General features: G+C 58.1%; 16 protein-coding genes. 6 read left to right on the top strand and 10 right to left on the bottom strand.

The features are described 5' to 3' along the window. Window positions 1–15 precede the first annotated feature (15 nt). Entirely contained in the window at window positions 16–519 is a 504-nt protein-coding gene (locus WKI41_RS12565) for a PAS domain-containing protein (protein WP_340193843.1), read from the bottom strand. A 206-nt stretch (window positions 520–725) separates the two neighbouring features. Here WKI41_RS12565 and WKI41_RS12560 point away from each other — a divergent pair, with 206 nt between their 5' ends. Both WKI41_RS12560 and WKI41_RS12555 read left to right on the top strand, forming a co-directional pair. Further along, window positions 726–929, top strand: a complete 204-nt coding sequence (locus tag WKI41_RS12560; protein WP_340193842.1) for a DUF4287 domain-containing protein — start codon at window positions 726–728, stop codon at window positions 927–929. Window positions 930–1,061: 132 nt separating this feature from the next. Beyond that, window positions 1,062–1,412, top strand: a complete 351-nt coding sequence (locus WKI41_RS12555; RefSeq protein WP_340193841.1) for an HNH endonuclease — start codon at window positions 1,062–1,064, stop codon at window positions 1,410–1,412. A gap of 43 nt (window positions 1,413–1,455) precedes the next feature. On the opposite strand, the gene WKI41_RS12550 is transcribed toward WKI41_RS12555, so the two are convergent. The 3 genes from WKI41_RS12550 to WKI41_RS12540 form a co-directional block, all read right to left on the bottom strand. Next, window positions 1,456–2,643, bottom strand: coding sequence for an FAD-dependent oxidoreductase (locus WKI41_RS12550; protein WP_340193886.1), 1,188 nt, complete (start codon window positions 2,641–2,643; stop codon window positions 1,456–1,458). An 87-nt stretch (window positions 2,644–2,730) separates the two neighbouring features. Continuing rightward, entirely contained in the window at window positions 2,731–3,129 is a 399-nt protein-coding gene (locus WKI41_RS12545; protein ID WP_340193840.1) for a hypothetical protein, read from the bottom strand. A gap of 245 nt (window positions 3,130–3,374) precedes the next feature. Next, window positions 3,375–3,767 (bottom strand): winged helix-turn-helix transcriptional regulator, encoded by a 393-nt coding sequence (locus tag WKI41_RS12540; protein WP_340193839.1) that lies wholly within the window; start codon window positions 3,765–3,767, stop codon window positions 3,375–3,377. 81 nt (window positions 3,768–3,848) lie between these two features. Between WKI41_RS12540 and WKI41_RS12535 the strand changes: the two genes are divergently transcribed. Further along, on the top strand, window positions 3,849–4,580 hold the full coding sequence (locus WKI41_RS12535; RefSeq protein WP_340193838.1) for a glucose 1-dehydrogenase: 732 nt from the start codon (window positions 3,849–3,851) through the stop codon (window positions 4,578–4,580). Window positions 4,581–4,827: 247 nt separating this feature from the next. Here WKI41_RS12535 and WKI41_RS12530 read toward each other — a convergent pair whose 3' ends face one another. From WKI41_RS12530 to WKI41_RS12520, 3 genes are all read right to left on the bottom strand, one after another. Then, window positions 4,828–5,772, bottom strand: coding sequence for a bile acid:sodium symporter family protein (locus WKI41_RS12530; RefSeq protein ID WP_340193837.1), 945 nt, complete (start codon window positions 5,770–5,772; stop codon window positions 4,828–4,830). Window positions 5,773–6,032: 260 nt separating this feature from the next. Next, window positions 6,033–6,473: a GNAT family N-acetyltransferase gene (locus tag WKI41_RS12525; protein WP_340193836.1), complete on the bottom strand. Its 441-nt coding sequence runs from the start codon at window positions 6,471–6,473 to the stop codon at window positions 6,033–6,035. Window positions 6,474–6,583: 110 nt separating this feature from the next. After that, window positions 6,584–8,599: an ATP-binding protein gene (locus WKI41_RS12520; protein WP_340193835.1), complete on the bottom strand. Its 2,016-nt coding sequence runs from the start codon at window positions 8,597–8,599 to the stop codon at window positions 6,584–6,586. A 239-nt stretch (window positions 8,600–8,838) separates the two neighbouring features. Between WKI41_RS12520 and WKI41_RS12515 the strand changes: the two genes are divergently transcribed. Beyond that, window positions 8,839–10,563, top strand: coding sequence for a diguanylate cyclase (locus WKI41_RS12515; RefSeq protein WP_340193834.1), 1,725 nt, complete (start codon window positions 8,839–8,841; stop codon window positions 10,561–10,563). Window positions 10,564–10,585: 22 nt separating this feature from the next. On the opposite strand, the gene WKI41_RS12510 is transcribed toward WKI41_RS12515, so the two are convergent. From WKI41_RS12510 to WKI41_RS12500, 3 genes are all read right to left on the bottom strand, one after another. Further along, window positions 10,586–11,761 (bottom strand): nickel/cobalt transporter, encoded by a 1,176-nt coding sequence (locus tag WKI41_RS12510; RefSeq protein WP_425341030.1) that lies wholly within the window; start codon window positions 11,759–11,761, stop codon window positions 10,586–10,588. An 8-nt stretch (window positions 11,762–11,769) separates the two neighbouring features. After that, complete coding sequence (locus tag WKI41_RS12505) at window positions 11,770–12,417, bottom strand: DUF1007 family protein (RefSeq protein ID WP_340193832.1); 648 nt, start codon at window positions 12,415–12,417, stop codon at window positions 11,770–11,772. A gap of 75 nt (window positions 12,418–12,492) precedes the next feature. Continuing rightward, window positions 12,493–13,386 carry a LysR family transcriptional regulator gene (locus tag WKI41_RS12500; protein ID WP_062427799.1) on the bottom strand — a complete coding sequence of 298 codons (894 nt, stop codon included), beginning with the start codon at window positions 13,384–13,386 and terminating at the stop codon, window positions 12,493–12,495. A 542-nt stretch (window positions 13,387–13,928) separates the two neighbouring features. On the opposite strand from WKI41_RS12500, the gene odc2 reads away from it, so the two are divergent. Continuing rightward, window positions 13,929–15,062 carry an ornithine/lysine decarboxylase gene (gene odc2, locus WKI41_RS12495; protein WP_113180914.1) on the top strand — a complete coding sequence of 378 codons (1,134 nt, stop codon included), beginning with the start codon at window positions 13,929–13,931 and terminating at the stop codon, window positions 15,060–15,062. Window positions 15,063–15,348: 286 nt separating this feature from the next. After that, window positions 15,349–15,915 (top strand): GNAT family N-acetyltransferase, encoded by a 567-nt coding sequence (locus tag WKI41_RS12490; RefSeq protein WP_340193831.1) that lies wholly within the window; start codon window positions 15,349–15,351, stop codon window positions 15,913–15,915. The last annotated feature ends 469 nt before the right edge of the window (window positions 15,916–16,384 follow it).

The following is a 16,384-nucleotide window of genomic DNA, read 5'->3' as shown; positions in this document are numbered from 1 at the left end:
AGCTCGTCGAACGGCTTATGCGGAGCCAACCGAGAGCGATCTGAGGGCGGACGAGAGGTAGCGTTCCGTCAGTTCGAATTTCTTCGCCTTCGCCAGTTCGATTGCAGCACCGATATGCGTTTCCAGGCCCACGGCCTCCAAACTCGCGTCAACCTGCCTTTCGACAAGCACGACCCCCGAGTAGACCGAGGGCACGCCGTCGGCATCCTTGGCGCAGGATCCCATGCTCAGAAGCGACTTCACCTTTCCGCCGGCGCAATAGATCCGGTAGGGGGAGACGAGCGGCGTGCCGCCAAGAATGACATCATGGATACGCTCGGCCAGACGCGGCCGGTCTTCCTCGACAATTCTCTCGAGGATGGCTTCGACCGGAATGCCCTTCGCCAGTTCGTCCTGATCGATCTCGTAGATCTGGGCGAAAGCCCCATCGGCTGTCAGCAGGTTCGTCGACAGGGACCAGGAATAGAATCCCCCGCCTTCCAAAAGGTTTTTGATCAAGCCTCTCTGCAAAGAGTCCATGGCGCCCCAATCCATTCCCCATCGGCCATTTAAACCACGAGATCGGCTTCGCCAATGGGTTGCAAACCCGGCACGTGGCCGGTTGCCCCTGTTCTGTCGATCACATTTGTGTGTGCGCATATTCTAAATCATGATCGGCAAAGATTGCCGGGGCGCAACGCTGTGCTACTCTCGCTGTTTGAACGTATCGAGATGTGAGAGGCGAGATGGCCAAAGAGCCTGTAAAAGGTCCAGCATCCTATTTTCCGTCCATCGAAGCCAAGTACGGCCGGCCGATCGCGGAATGGAAAGACCTCATCCGCAGTCAGAGCGGCAAGAAGCACATGGAACTGGTTGCCTGGCTAAAGCAGGAGCACGGCTTGGGCCATGGGCACGCCAATGCTCTTGTTGCAGATACGTTAAAGGAGTGAAGAAAACGTCTTCCGAGTGAGGTGGCGTGGAAACAAGCCGCGCAGTTTTGACCGTTTCGCGCTAGGAACACGGTCGTACGCGTAGCTCCTCAAGGAACCAGGATCTGCGCGCAAAACAGGAAAGATCAAGCCATGGCCCGAAAGAACAGGGACGAGCTGGAATCATGGTACGCGCCGACGCCAGAGCCGGTGATCTGCCCATTGTGCGAGCGCGTCATCCCGGATGACCAGCAGGTCCAGCATCATCTCATTCCCAAGAGCAAAGGCGGAAAGAAGACCGTCTGCCTGCACCGGATCTGCCATGACCAGATTCATTCGATCTTCACCGACGCTCAACTTGCCAAGAAATTCTCGACGATCGAGGCCATTCTGGAAGATCCTGCGGTGCAGACCTTCGTTGCCTGGGTGAAAAACAAGCCGCCGGGCTTTGCTGACTCCGCCAAAGACTCGCGGCAGTCGTTCGGTCGTGGGCGCAAATCGTGATACGTCCCTGTCCATGTAAAGCACGACGCGGACCGCTTGCGCGTCACCACCGTCCGGAGATGAGTCTGAAGAACCAACCCGCACTGCGGGGAAACCGGGCTGCAAATTTCCAGTAGCTATTTCTCAGATAGCGGACACTGCGCCACGTCGTCGACAGCATGAGGTAGTCGAAGTGCGTGAACCGAAGGACCGATCGTGCGCGATCGCGCAACGTCTTTTCCTCATCGGTTCGGTTTTGCGCCAAGGCGCGTCCAAGCGTGATGCCGTCCCAGATTGCCAAATTGACGCCTTGGCCTCCGACTGGAGATTGTACATGTGCTGCATCGCCAATCAGCCAGACTCGACCAATTCGGGGCGAAGGCACGCGCCGAAGGGAAACACGAAATTCCCTTTCGTAAAGCAATTTCGCATCCTTAAACATATGCGTCAGCTTTGAGGCTGCACCCTTCGCATTGAGAATGCCCTGAACGACGCCACGACTGGGTTGTGAAAGAAAGAGACCCACTCCGTCTGCTTGCAGAAAGAGTTGGGCTTGTGTTTCCTGGGGCCACGCGCGCGTTTCTATCTCCGCTACGGACCACTGTTCGGGGTAGTCACGTCCAACGAACGGCACCTTGAGGAATGATCTGACATCGCTTTTGCCTCCGTCAGCGGCGACGAGCCAATCCGCCTCGATGACCTCGGTCTCATGTCCGTTACTGACAGTCGCTTCGATGCCGTGGCTGTTGTTCACCACGCTCAGGAATACTCGCCCGTACTCCACCTTTACGCCGTATGACGCCAGTGCATCTTCCATGGCTTGCTCGAGCTTCGCCTGCGGGAACAGATGCGCGGGCGGTTCGCCATTGACGGCCGGAACATGAATATTCGCTACCAAGCGGTCATCGTCGTGAAACACGAAGCGCCGCATGGGTATGGCGTCGGAGATCACCCTTTCGGTTATCCCGAAATCCGCCAGCTGGTGCCAAACCCCTTGGGCAACACCGGTTGCCTTCTGCACCGATGTTCTTGAAGCTCTCTTCTCAATGATTCTGACCTGTGCGCCCAAGCGAGCGCAGCTTAGCGCGCATGCCAGGCCACTGGCGCCGCCACCGACGATCAAAACCCTTGCCAACTGAGCCATCATAACCCCGACGCGTGATCCGATGCCTGTCCGCGGCCGCCGTACAAGACTGCTGCGACAGTTTCGCCCGCAGCATATCGCCGTCGGTCGAGTTTTGTACTGCGACATAATCGTCGTAGACGACGCTATTTGAGCGGTGACGCGTTCAACCCCGCAATCGTCAGGCTTATGAGCCACGCGCGTTCAGCAAAGCTCTCAGACGGACTGTTCGAACAGATCGGCTTCGGCCTGGGTGGAGAAGGTGAAGGTCACCAGTTCGCTGTCATCGCTCTGGCGGATGCCGATGGCGGTGACGATCAAACGCGCGATCTCGTCTTGCGCTTCGCTACCGGAGCGGGTCGAAGCCACTGCTTTTTCGATGGCAGGGGCGAAGAGTTCGCTGATGACGCCGAGGCGCATGTTGTAGCGCATGATGATATCGCGGTCCTCGATGATCGCGGCCTGTTCTTCCTTCGGGATGCCGGCATTGTCCATGGCGGTGATTGTCGCATTCGTCGCCAGCTTGATCGGGCCTTCCGCCAGCCAGCGATCGACCATCTGATCGAACTGGTGCATGCGTTGCGCGGGAATCGTTTTCTGTACCGTGATCGACATTTCAGTTCCTTTGTTCGGGGTCCATGCTTTCCGGATGTGCGGTCGTCAGGGATCGACCATCGCCAGCATCAAGGCCTTTTGTGAGCAGGCTTTATGGGGTCAGGCCGCAAGCTTCAATGTTTTTGTCTCGACCGCCAACTGGACGAGAAGGATGAATGGGCGGAGACGGCGGCTCGGCGCAACCCCATCTGCGGCTTGACGATGCCATTTGAAAGTCCGCGCCATGAGCGAATAGAGAGATCGCGTCAACGACGATCCTTCGCGTCGTCGTAGCTCTTCGTTGCCGCCTCGATCGTCTCGCTGTTGGCCGCTGCCCATGCACACAAGGCTTCGAATGGTTGTCGCAGGGAGTGGCCGAGGGGCGTGATGGCATATTCCACGCCGATCGGCTGCGTCGGCAGAACCGTTCGGGTCACAAGCCCGTTGCGCTCCAGCCTCTTCAAGGCGTCGGCCAGTGCCTTGTGGGTGATGCCATCGAGACGCCGCTTGATTTCGTTGAAGCGCGATGGCTTGGGGCAAATCACCGTCAGGATCAGGATCGTCCACTTGTCGGCGATCTTGTCCAGCACCGGGCGGACCTTGGGCATATCGCAAAGTGCCTGCGCTGAAAGGGTTTCCAGGTCGGTATACTCATCCATATCTAGGCTATTCCAGGTGCGTAATTGATATCAGATATCCACTGTATATCATGGCTGGGTCATTGATTGAAAGGAATTACGATGGCTCGCATGAACAACAAGGTGGCTCTGGTCGTGGGCGGTGCAAAGGGCATTGGTCTCGCCATAGCAGAGCGACTGGCTGGCGAAGGCGCCAAGGTCTTCCTCACCAGCCGCAAAGGCGACGAGGCTGAAAAGGCAGCCCTCAACATCGGCAACGGCGCGGTCGGCATCGCCGCCGATGCAAGCTCGCCGGAGGATATGCTCGCGGCTGTTGAAACCGTCCGCCAAGCCCACGGCCATATAGACGCGCTGGTCTTGAATGCCGGTCTTTCCGAGCCGTCGCCCATCGCCGAGGTCACGCCGGAGCATTTCGACCGCCACTTCGATGTCAACGTCCGAGGCATGGTGTTCGGCTTCCAGGCCGCTCTTCCTGCAATGACAGGCGGCGGTTCGGTTGTCCTCATCGGGTCGATTGCCGGTAGCGCAGGCTATGCCGGCTACGGCACCTATTGTGCAACCAAGGCGGCGGTCCGCTCCTATGCCCGCACATGGACCGCGGAACTTGCGCCCAAAGGCATCCGCGTCAACGTCGTTGCACCCGGCCCGACGGATACCGACATGATGGCGGCTGTTGCCGACGACGTGCGCGCAGGCATCGTCGCGCCAATCCCCATGGGTCGCATGGCCAAACCTTCGGAAGTGGCTGCCGCCGCTCTGTTCCTGTTGAGCGATGAGGCGAGCTATATCGCAGGTGCCGAACTCTGCGTCGATGGCGGTTTGCTGCAGGTCTAAGAACCTTGCGACATTGGGTACCCGGTCATGAAACGGGCGGGTACCCGCAGATGCAGCCGGTCGCGAGACAATTTCAAGCATATGGCTCAGAATGGTGGCGGCACCCAGCCGTTAGATGGGCACACGATAGAACCGTCTGCCGCTTTGTTCGTCGTCTTGGGGTCATTGCCCCGCGCGCACAGCATGCGAGCGAGCGGATCGAACCCGCTCGCTCGAACCATTTTTCGCCTGTCGATAAGCAGATGTTTCAGCGCTGCGTGATCTCTTCCTTGCCGCGGCCAGCAAACCAGTTGGCCAAAAGGGCACCGGAGATGTTGTGCCATACACTGAAGATGGCGCTGGGCACAGCGGCGAGTGGCGAGAAATAGGCTGTGGCAAGGGCTGCGCCAAGGCCGGAATTCTGCATGCCCACCTCGATGGCGATGGCTTTGCGCTTGGCAAGCGTCAGGCCGAAGGCCTTGGCGGCAAAGAAGCCCAGCAGGTAACCAAGGCCGTTGTGAAGGATGACGACGGCGAAGATCATCAGGCCGGACTGGACGATGGACGCCTTGGACGCGCCAACAACTGCCGAGACGATGAGGACGATGCCGATGACGCTGACGAGAGGCAGAGCAGGAACCGCAGCCTTGACGAAGGCGGGCAGAAGCTTTTGCAACAGTGCGCCAAGCGCCAGGGGCACCAGCACCACCTTGATGATGCTCATGAACATCGCCCAGCCATCGACGGGCAGGTACTGGCTTGCAAACAGCCAGACGAGGAAGGGCGTGATGATGGGCGCCGCAAGCGTGGTGACCGAGGTGCAGGCAACCGAAAGCGCCACATCGCCCTTGGACAGGTAGGTCATGACGTTGGAGGAGGTGCCACCAGGGCAGCAGCCTACCAGGATCACGCCTGCCGCCACTTCCGGCGGCATCGGAATGAACTTGGTCAAGAGAACAGCCAGAAGCGGCATGATCAGGAACTGGCCGAGGACGCCGATCGTCGCATCGAATGGCCGCTTCACCACCTCGCGGAAGTCATCCAGCGAAAGGGTCAGACCCATGCCGAACATGATGATGGACAGCAACGTCACGATCCATGGGCCGATCTGCTTGAACGTATCGGGAAAGAAGAAGCCGAGGACCGCAAACAGCACCACCCAGGCCGCGAATGTCTTGCCAACGAACGACGATATCTGCGCCAGTGCCTTCATGATCTTTCCCTCCGTAAATTAAGGGGGGACCTGTAAATGCGTGACCTTGCCTGTCAAGGTCACTTCGGCGACGTTGTTGCGTATTGTCTAATATTGCGGGCGTTCTGTCCGATGCAGTTCGTGGGCGCGTAGAACAAATCGACGATGTCTGCTGGACCTCGACGCACATCGGTTGTCCTCTCGCGATGCAGCACAGAGAAGTTTGCGCCATGGAGTGCTATTGAACACCTACGACCAACTGACCCTGCCTGAAAGAGCGATCAAGGCCTCGTCTTGGTGAGCCGAATTTGATCTCCCTCTACCTTGCGTTCATCGCCCCATCCCAAACGCCGGTAGAAGCCAGCAGCGCGGCTTTCCGCAGCCGTTTCCAGCCATATGTCACGATGGTGGCGAAACAACTCCTCCTCAGCAGCATGAACAAGCTGAGCGCCAAGCCCCATCCCTTCATACGACGGAAGAACGAAGGCAGCGAAGAGAGACGCTTCGACAATATCGACCATCGAGAAGGCAACGACTTGATCGTCCACGACTGCAACCCAAGCGCAGGGCGCTGAGGAAATCATCTTGGCGATCGAGGCTTCGGTGATGCCGAGACTTATAAGTTGCTCGCGGCTGAGGTGGTTCTCCCGAACAGACGTGCGGATATGAAACAGTGCCGGGACATCGGCGGGATTGGCGGGTCTGATCTTTGTTGTTATCACATTCTTGAACCGAGCCTTAAAAGGAACAGCCCACTTAATTGACAAGCAGGTTGCGTCTCAGAATTTAGGCGCTGAGAATTTAAGTGCCAACGGAGTAATGCTCTGGTACCTCACTTGCCAGCAACCAATGCTCCTTGCATATTCAGTGCAGAGAGACGCTCTTTGATTTCATCACTGAGATAGTCCGAATTGATAGTACTGAGGTATCTAAGCGCCTCTGTATCGGTCGCCTGATAATTGAGTCTTCGCTTGTAGAAGGTCAATCGGCCCTCTGCCTCTTGTATGATCTCCCCCCAAGTCTTAGCCCAAACCCTAATTTTGATGGGATCATCTATTTCAAGCACTATACCACGTGGCTTGTCCTTCTGGCGTGCCTCAAACTCTGCATCTTTTGTGAAGCGGTTAGCTACAGCTACAAAGTCCCATTCGACATCAGAGTGTTTGAAGCGGTCATCGAGCGCCACCGCTTTCGCATACTTCTTGATCTGGTTGATCACATCCTCGTTGAGATTTTGACTTGGCCGTTTCAGTTCCACGACAAGGTGTTTTCGCTGATCGTCGGTTGGGGTAGGCACTCGACAAGAAAGCATCAGGTCAACAATGGCAGCCTTTCCATCCGCGTCTACGACTGGTTGTGGTGGCGCAAGTTCATCTCTGAGCGTCCCATCGGCATTATCGCTACCGAGCAATCGGATATGACTTCGCAGGACCGCAGATAGGTCCTCGTCGTCATTCATCAGATTAAACTGTTCCCCGAATATCCAAGTCTCTTGAGCAATAATACGATGTAGTTGCGAGCGTTCGAGAAGTTGGCGTTTGGAGTTCGGCTCGAACACCAAAATTTGCAGAGCTCGCAAAAACTCCAGACGATTAGTCACAGCTTTCGCAGCGTTGATTACAGCGGTAAGAGACGTCTTTCGCAGCAGATCAGCCAGTTCCTCCTGCCTTTCAGTAGGCAGATCAAGGACATTCTCAAATATGGACAGCAGTGCAGTAGGCCCTGTTTCAACGGCTGCTTTGACGAGCTGTAAAATGAGTTTCTGCTGCTTAGGCGGTGCCTTTTCGAAGTCAGGGCTGTAGTCGGCTAGGTTCAAAGCGACGACATCGAATACTTGCCTTTCATTTAATTCGATGGGATCAGACGTTTTTCCCTCGTAAGGATATATTTCCGCCTCTTTCCACTCTTGAATTTTCACACGAGAGCGGTCCGCTTCTCTTACTCGGAAGTGCTCACGTAGTTTTGTCTTCGCGGCCTCAACAAGTGCCATAGAGGGCGGGTCGAGCTCCACAAGCCCTTCAGTATTGGCGTCTACTAGATTTTGAAAGTGGTTGGCGGTCAGATAGGCGGTGAAGTCAAATCCGCGTGCATGTATCCCTGGTGCCATCTCATGAAAGCTGAATCGACCGGGGAGACAAAGCATCAGCTTGCGCTCGACCCTCTTCTTCCATTCGATAATCTCCACCGTCGCTCGGTACTCTTTACCTCCTTCGGTGGTCGCCATCACCTCATAAGGCGTCACATGTCTAATCGCTTCACGCGCATCGATTTCCTCACCGTCATAAACGATGCGGAATTTCGGATCTTCGTAGAGTTGAAGAGCGAAAACATCACGCACCTGCTCCGCGAACCCGTCTTTCGCCCAAATCTCAAAATCGCGAAGCACACGGTCAATTTCCACTACGCAGCCGGTATTTGCTGCTGGCACGCTTTCGGAAATCGAAAACCGCTTGAGGTCTGATTTGTCGCCACTGATGGAAAACTTTTTACCAGAATGGCATGAAATCCAGGTCACGCGCTCACCCAGCGCAAACGCTTTGAAGCGGCCTTGTCCTTTTTCCCCGTGAATTGAACGACCACCTTCGGTTTTTGGGGTACGCTTTTTCCAGGAGCCGCCGAGAGATTTGAAGAAGTTCTTCGCTCTGTCGGCTGGAATACCTTTTCCATCATCGACGACTCGGATGACGCCAAGATTTGCAAGTTGGCCCGCTTCGAGTTCGATTTTTACCTCTTGCGCGTCTGCGTCGTAGGCGTTCCAGATAAGCTCGCAAAGTGCTGCAAGTGGTTTTGCGGAAGTAACCCTCTGGATGTGGTCGTTTTCTACTTCAACTTCAAACTGCTGTTTCACGGAAGAGCCCAGGTGATTTTCAAGGCTGATTAATTCCACGCATACGTAACATTTTCAACTCGGAAGTGTGTGCTGTCCGAACAAGCTCGCCAGTAATTTATGTGTCTTCGCACACCTATACTCGCTCTTGGTAAAAGTAAGCACCGATGTGCATTACAGCTCAACCCGCACCACCAGCACAACCAGCTCCGCTTCTCCCTCTTAACGCCATCACAAGGTTTCTCCATTAGCATCAGTGCATGATCCCGAGCAGCGTCTTCAAAGGTCTGATGGCCTCTCTGCTTCTGGTGATGGTGGCACTCTTCAGCGCTGCCGTCGCCGGGGCTGCCGATTCTGCCAATATTCGTGCCTCCTGTTGGGCGACTGCCGCGCCGACGGAAGATCTCGTTGCCGTTGTTCGCGATGAGCCGAGGTGGTCGTGCTCCGGCACGCGGCAGACACTTTCGATCGATGCCGAGCGGGTGTTGCTTCGGTTCGATATCGACGCGGATCGCGTGCTTCCCCAATATCTGTTGTCGCGCCGAAGCGCGCTGGAAGCGGTGCATCTGCTGGCGGTCGATGATGATGGGGCGGTTCGCCAGGCGTCCTATCCGGGTGGGGCGCTCAACAGTTCGATGGATGGCGGGTACTTCTTTGCGTCCTTGCCTGCGGTCACGTCCGCCACGCGGCAGGTCGTTGCAGCGTTTGATCTGCCCACGCACCGGATGACGTTGGAGAATGCGTTTCTTTCGCCGACCGATACGGCAGCCGGCACGGAGGATTTGCGGTTCCTGCTGCTTCTCGCAGCCCTTGCGGGCATGCTCGTCATGCCGCTAATTTTCAATGCTGCATTCTACCGGGTGTTGCGCCAGCCATTCGTTCTCTGGCACACGGCTCTCACCTTGTCCTTGATGATGACGATCGTCGTGTCTTCCGGTCTGGCGGTTGCTTTCTTCGATCCTCCGGCACTGAGGCTGAGCTGGATGACGACGCTGATCTTCGGGATGACGATCGGCTCCGGCGCGATGTTCACCTACAGCTTTATCGAGCCGGGTTTGATGCATCCGCTGCTGCGGCGCGTCCTTCCCTATTGTGCGGCATGGGCGATGTTGCTCGCAGTCTTTCATGCGAGCTTTCCTTTCGTCGCGCGGCCCATCCAGTCAGCGGCATATACGGCGGGGTTCGTGCCGGTGCTGGCTGTATTTCTGCTGGCGATGTTCGACTCGCTTTATCGGGGAAGCCGCGCTGCACGGTTTCAGATGATCGGCTATGCGCCGCTGGCCGTCGTCGGGGCGATCCGGGTCGTAACGGGTATCACGCCGTCGCTGCAAATTGCCGATGCCATGCTGCTCTTCTATTTCGGCTGCATGTTTGAAATCGTCATGACGACGCTTGGCGTGGCCGACCGCTTCGTCATCATCCGGCGGGAGAGAGACCGCGCGCGAAGCGAAGCGGAGCTGCTTGAGCGGCTGTCGCAAACCGATCCGTTGACGGGTTTGCGCAACAGGCGCGCCCTTGAGCGGCAGTTCAAGCAGCTTCGCACTGAGGGTTTCATCGCGCTCGCCGCCATCGATCTCGATCATTTCAAGGCCATCAACGACCGATACGGCCATCATGTCGGAGACGAGGTTCTGAAAGCCGTGGCAGTCGCGCTGAACGATGCGCCGGATGTGCGTGCCTATCGCCTTGGCGGCGAAGAGTTCGTGCTGCTCTTGAGAGGGGATGACGTTGTGGCGCAGGCGGAGTTGCGCCGACAGGCCATCCCGGGAACTATCTCCACTGTGGTTCCCGGCCTGGAAACGCCCGTCACCGCAAGCATGGGGATCATGTCCATTTCCGGCGATGAAGACCTGGCGTCCCTCTATGAACGCGCCGACAGGCTGCTCTACGAGGCCAAGGATGACGGCCGTAACAAGACCCATAGCGCAGTCAGCGCCACTGCTCCACCGAAAGCTGTGAAGATCAACAAGGCGAGCAGAGCCTAGCGGGCTGCTGCCCCACAAAGCCTCACGCCTGCAACGACGCGCCCAGAAGCGCCAGCCCCATCAACAGCACCACCAGCGCCCCGGCAATCTCGATGCCATTGGCGATCCTGGAGGCACGACGGCTTCCGGTTCCGGCGTAGCGGATGGCGGCGTCCTTGGCAGTGACAGCGAGGATGGCGAGCAGCGAGACGGTGATGGCGGTGCCGATGGACATGGCAAGCACCGAGAGCATGCCGCCGATGAGCAGGCCGTTGAGCATCGAAAAGCTCATGACGATGATGGCGCCGGAGCAGGGGCGAAGACCCACTGCGACGATGGCGGACCAAGCCTCTGTGAGGCTGAAGGTGCGCGACTGGAAGATGGAGGGGTCCGGCGCGTGCGCCTTGCCGCAGGCATCGCAGATGTCACCGCTGCCGCTTTGGGCGTGATCGGCAAACACCGGCTGGCCCTGGAAGCGCAGGCCCGTGCCCATGCCGGTACGGCGGGGGGCTGCGGTTCCGGCCTCTGCGAAGCCGCTCGTTGTGGTGTCGGTTGACTTGAATGAGAAGGCAGCGCTTGTGACGGGAGATGCCGATGCGACGAGCGCCGGTGCGGGTGTTTGCGCCGGCGAAACAGCAGGATGATCGGCGCGCTGGCGCATCAGGCTCCAGATCTTGCGCACCAGGAGCCATGCACCGAAAAGCGCGACCATGGCGAAGCTTGCGATCTCCATCGCCTGCGTGGCTTTCGTCATGGTGATGGAGGTGCCGCGCAGCAGAAAGTAAGCTGCGACGACGAGGCCGATGGCGACCACGCCCTGGATCAGCGCCGAGACGAAGGAAATCAAAATGCCGCGTTTCAGCTGCGTCTCATTGGCGATCATGTAGGAGGAGATGACAGCCTTGCCGTGGCCGGGTCCTGCCGCATGGAACACGCCATAAGCAAAGGAGAGGCCGATCAGCGATGTCAGCGCCCATGGGTCTTCGCGCATGGCTTTCAGCGCGCCGGTCAGTGCGCGGTAGAAACTCTGCTGGTGGACGTTGATCCACTGGAAGAAGGGGGCGAGCGGCCCGCCGACGGAAATGGACGGCTCGGCCGAGCCGATGCCGAGCGGCGATTGGGCATGCGCAATGCCGAGCGAGGCGAGGAGCAGGGTGAGGGTGGTCAGCGCCAGCAGAAGCTTAGCTGACTCGTTCTGTCTTGCTCGTCGCGATAACACGCTGTTGCCTAGCATTGCAGTTCCAGTCTTGTCGCAAAGAGCTTGGTCATGTCGGTGCCGGTCGGGTCGTTGAAGAAGGCGTCGGTCAGGCTGCTCTGGTTCTGGGCGATGATTTCATCCGGGTCAGGGCGTACCACCTTGTGTTTGCAGGCGGCCAGATGTGGGCCTTTCACCACGATGTCGGTGTCCTTGGCGAAATCGATGGCCGTATACATGGTCGGGTCCCAGGCGCCGAAGGAGAGCTTGCCTTTGACCGGCAGCGGGTCTTTCGGCTTGACGGAGAAGAACATCAGGATCTGGCCATCCTTGTAATCCACATGGATGACATCCGGCTTGTTGAAGTCGATGTTTTTTCCGTTCACCGCAATGAAGGTGTAATAGGAATATTCCGCCAGCGATTCATGCACCGTGTTGCCGATTTCGGCGAGCTCTTCCTTGTCGAGCTTGGCGTCGCTGTTCTTGTCGTAATCCAGCACCACGCTTGCGGAAAACATCTCGTCGAAGCGCCAGATGTTGCGCACTTCCTGCACATTGCCATCCGCCCCTTCGATGATTTCCATGCGCGCTTCGGCAAAGATGTGCGGATGGGCGAAAGCGTTAAGCGGCGCAAGACAAGCGGAGGCGCAGGCGGCCATAGGCAGGATGAGTTTTTTCATGGGCCGCGTTTTATCCTCGGGCGAATCTGCGGTTACTCTATAACAAATTGGGTCTGAATTTCGGCGGAGCGCCGATCAACCGTTCTTTCGGAACCAGTTGGACAGATAATCGACGAAGCTGCGCACCTTTGCGGGCAGGTAACGCCGGTGCGGATAGACTGCGTAAATGCCGCGATCGCGGGAAATATAATCATCGAAAAGCGTCACCAGCTCGCCGGACTGGATATGCGGGCGGGCAATGAAGTCCGGTACGATGGCAACGCCAAGACCGGAGCGCGCGGCGCGCAGCGTCGCCTGCGGGCTGTTGACTTCGATCGGCCCGCGGGTTGCCACCGAATTGGTGCCGCCGCCCGGCTCAAAATAGCGGATGTGGTTCTGGAAGCGGGAATTGGTATCGATGATGCAGGGGACCTTTCCCAGATCCTGCGGGTTTTCCAGAGGCCCATGGCGGGCAACGAAATCCGGTGTTGCCACCGCATGGACGCGGAAATCCGAAAGCTTGCGGGCAATCAGGCCGGAATCTTCCAGCTTGGTGATGCGGATGGCGAGGTCGAAACCTTCCTCGATCAGATCGACGAAGCGGTCGTCGGCGACGATCTCCATGGAAAGCTCGGGGTTTTCGCGAGCGAAATCGATGAGGCTCTGGCCGACATCGGCATCGATGAAGGTGCGCGGGACGGATAGGCGCAGCTTGCCCTTCAGGTCGGAATTCTTCTCGCGCACGAGGTCGGCGAGATTGTCGATCTCCTTCAGGATATCGGAGGCGGTGCGGTAATAGGTGTGACCGGCTTCGGTCAGCGAAAACTGCCGCGTGGTGCGGTTGAGAAGCAACGCGCCGAGATCGTCTTCCAGCTCGCGCACATATTTGGACAGCAGTGCCTTGGAGCGCCCGGTCTTGCGCGCGGCGGCGGAGAAACCTTCCGCTTCGACCACGTCGATAAAGGCGCGAATGCGGGTCAGCGTGTCCATCCAAAAACTCCTGTTCGTTCCATATAATTGAACGATTGGAATCCACTGTCCAACAAGAAAAACACTGCCGAAAAAATTCGCGAAATGGTGAAAAAATCCTCTTGATTATGACGGCGAATATTCTTATCTCCGTCCCTGCCCAAAGTCGCACGTGCCCATGTGTGTCCGCCGACCCTCGATGTGGTGAGGAGTTCGGTAAGGTACCTGGAATTAACCCCTCCAGTCGCTGTTCCGGCCAACCGGATATGCGAGGACATACGAAGCAACGACGGTGCGGGCCTTTCTGGTTCTCTGCCGGCTTTCCATCAGCCGGGGTACTGAAGAGGCACACCATCATTGCCGTAAGTGCGGTTGGGTATGATTCCCTCCAATCCCATGGCAGACAAAGCCGAATGATGCTCCTGGCAGGGCGTTGTTCATATTTGCGCCTTGAGCGTATGCGAATGAATCTGCGCCTCCACCGGCTGATTCGTCTTGCATATCTCGAGCGTTCTTTGTCCTCCGGAATTTTCCGGAGCCGGATCAAGTTAGGGAACACAACGATGACGACTGCTCGCATCCTCGACTTCATCAATACCCGCCGTCCCGAAGGTCCCTGCCTTGTGGTCGATCTCGACGTCGTGCGCGATAATTTCCACGCGTTTCGTCACGCCCTGCCAAACAGCGCGATCTATTATGCCGTCAAGGCAAACCCGGCTCCTGAAATCCTGAAGCTGCTCGCTTCCATGGGCTCCAACTTCGATTGCGCCTCCGTGGCTGAAATCCAGATGGCGCTCGATGCCGGCGCGACGTCGGACCGCATCTCCTTCGGTAACACCATCAAGAAGGAACGCGATGTTGCACGCGCTCACGCGCTCGGCATCGATCTCTTCGCCGTGGACAGCCATGAGGAAGTCGAAAAGGTTGCCCGTGCAGCCCCAGGTGCGCGCGTATTCTGCCGCGTTCTGACCGATGGCGAAGGCGCTGAATGGCCGCTGTCGCGCAAGTTCGGCTGCGTGCCGCAGATGGCTGTCGACGTTCTGGTCTATGCTCACCAGCTGGGTCTGGAATCCTACGGCGTATCCTTCCATGTCGGTTCGCAAATGATGAACCTCGACGCATGGGATGCGGCTGTTGGCGATGCCAAGCGCGTCTTCGCGTCTCTTGCCAAGCAGGGCATCCACCTGCAGATGGTCAATATGGGCGGCGGTTTCCCGACCAAGTATCTTCGCGACGTTCCCGCCGCTGAAGAATACGGCCAGGCAATCGACACGGCGCTGCGCAAGCACTTCGGCAACCAGATTCCGAAGACCATCATCGAGCCGGGCCGTGGCATGGTTGGCAATGCGGGCGTGATCAAGGCGGAAGTCGTTCTCGTCTCGCGCAAGTCCGACAATGACAACCATCGCTGGGTGTTCCTCGATATCGGCAAGTTCGGCGGTCTGGCCGAAACCATGGACGAAGCCATTCGCTACCCCATCCGCACCACGCGCGATGAGGACACGATGGAGCCTTGCGTTCTGGCCGGTCCGACCTGCGACAGCGCCGATGTGCTCTATGAGAAGAACATGTACCCGCTGCCGGTCTCGCTGACCATCGGCGACGAAGTTCTGATCGAAGGCACGGGCGCCTACACGACCACCTATTCGGCGGTCGCTTTCAACGGCTTCGAGCCCTTGAAGGCCTATGTGATCTAAACCCGTCTCAGGGTTTCACTGATCCAAAGCAATGTGATCTGCGCGAGACGCTGCCCGTTGGGGCGGACGGCGTTCTCCCGGATCTTCCCGTTCCGGCCCGGCTGACGCCCGGGCCTGGCGCAAACCCTGCTTGCCAAACCCTCTGTCCAGCCGAGGGAAAAGCTTGCGGCGCGCGCCGGGCCGGAACGGTTCAATCCTTGTCGTTGCAGGCTTCGATCAAAAGCATGCGCGACATGTTCCTTCGCAGGTGCCGCTTTCGTGGGCGGCTTGGTAACGGGAGGCCGAGATGGCCGCTGTTCTCAATTCGGTTCGTGCATTCTTCACGCCGCAGACATTCTTCATCGAAACCGAAAACGCCGGCGACATTGTCGCGCGCGAAAACCTGCTGGACCGCGCCATGGGCCCCGGCCGCCGCCGCAAGTCTTCCGAGAAGCTGCGCGCTGGCCGCGTGCCGGCCGAAGGTCTGGCGCTCGTTGCCCGCGATCAGGACGGCCATGTCATCGGCACGGTGCGCCTGTGGAACGTCGAAGCTGGCGTCACCCGCGAAGGCCGCCCGGTTGCAGCCCTGCTGCTCGGACCGCTCGCCGTCGACGCCGCGCATGAGGGCAAGGGCATCGGCTCGGCGCTGATGCGCGCCGCCATTTCCGAGGCAACCCGCCGCGACCACGGTGCGATCCTGCTCGTGGGTGACGCGCCCTATTACGAACGCTTCGGCTTCTTCACGACCAAGACCCAACACCTCGTCATGCCCGGCCCCTTCGAGCGCAACCGCTTTCTGGCGCTGGAACTGAAGCCCGGCTGGCTGGATGGCGCGGCCGGCATGCTTGTCGCCAGCGGCCGCCGGTTTTCCTGAGGGGCGGATGGGGCCCTTGAGGCCTGTCATGTTGATTGTAAAGCTGCCAAAGCAGCTTTGAATGCTTGGCATCCTACCCCCCTCTGTCCTGTCGGACATCTCCCCCTCAAGGGGGGAGATCGGCACGAGGCGCTCTTCGCATGTCACATCTGACCGTGAGTTGTGGCAAGACGGTGCGACAGTTCGATCTCCCCCCTTGAGGGGGAGATGCCCGGCAGGGCAGAGGGGGGTGAGCGGCGAGTCCAAAACGTAGAAGGATATGGGCAATCCGCGCGATGTAGATCTGGATACAGACCACCGAACATGCTGTCGACGCCGATGAAGGACGCTGTCGTCATCCTCGCTGTCCAGAACGCAGTGAAACGTCCAGAACCAAGTCGAATCAATATCAAGTCCATTGTCCAGTAAGTTGAAGATGGACACTGTTTGGATCACGTGCGGAATGACGGTCGGCTTGTGTCCGACTTGT

The organism is Agrobacterium larrymoorei, assembly GCF_037722385.1.
GTDB classification, from domain to species: domain Bacteria; phylum Pseudomonadota; class Alphaproteobacteria; order Rhizobiales; family Rhizobiaceae; genus Agrobacterium; species Agrobacterium larrymoorei_C.
Note: the sequence above shows the minus strand (reverse complement) of the source record. Positions and strands in the feature narration are given on the sequence as shown.

Bases quoted from the DNA above. Each gene is read 5' to 3' on its own strand.
- WKI41_RS12535 (WP_340193838.1), top strand. From the start codon at position 3,849: ATGGCTCGCATGAACAACAAGGTGGCTCTGGTCGTGGGCGGTGCAAAG.
- WKI41_RS12555 (WP_340193841.1), top strand. From the start codon at position 1,062: ATGGCCCGAAAGAACAGGGACGAGCTGGAATCATGGTACGCGCCGACG.
- WKI41_RS12505 (WP_340193832.1), bottom strand. From the start codon at position 12,417: ATGAAAAAACTCATCCTGCCTATGGCCGCCTGCGCCTCCGCTTGTCTT.
- WKI41_RS12490 (WP_340193831.1), top strand. From the start codon at position 15,349: ATGGCCGCTGTTCTCAATTCGGTTCGTGCATTCTTCACGCCGCAGACA.
- WKI41_RS12565 (WP_340193843.1), bottom strand. From the start codon at position 519: ATGGACTCTTTGCAGAGAGGCTTGATCAAAAACCTTTTGGAAGGCGGG.
- WKI41_RS12515 (WP_340193834.1), top strand. From the start codon at position 8,839: ATGATCCCGAGCAGCGTCTTCAAAGGTCTGATGGCCTCTCTGCTTCTG.
- WKI41_RS12550 (WP_340193886.1), bottom strand. From the start codon at position 2,643: ATGTCGCAGTACAAAACTCGACCGACGGCGATATGCTGCGGGCGAAAC.
- WKI41_RS12540 (WP_340193839.1), bottom strand. From the start codon at position 3,767: ATGGATGAGTATACCGACCTGGAAACCCTTTCAGCGCAGGCACTTTGC.
- WKI41_RS12500 (WP_062427799.1), bottom strand. From the start codon at position 13,386: ATGGACACGCTGACCCGCATTCGCGCCTTTATCGACGTGGTCGAAGCG.
- WKI41_RS12530 (WP_340193837.1), bottom strand. From the start codon at position 5,772: ATGAAGGCACTGGCGCAGATATCGTCGTTCGTTGGCAAGACATTCGCG.
- WKI41_RS12560 (WP_340193842.1), top strand. From the start codon at position 726: ATGGCCAAAGAGCCTGTAAAAGGTCCAGCATCCTATTTTCCGTCCATC.
- WKI41_RS12545 (WP_340193840.1), bottom strand. From the start codon at position 3,129: ATGTCGATCACGGTACAGAAAACGATTCCCGCGCAACGCATGCACCAG.
- odc2 (WP_113180914.1), top strand. From the start codon at position 13,929: ATGACGACTGCTCGCATCCTCGACTTCATCAATACCCGCCGTCCCGAA.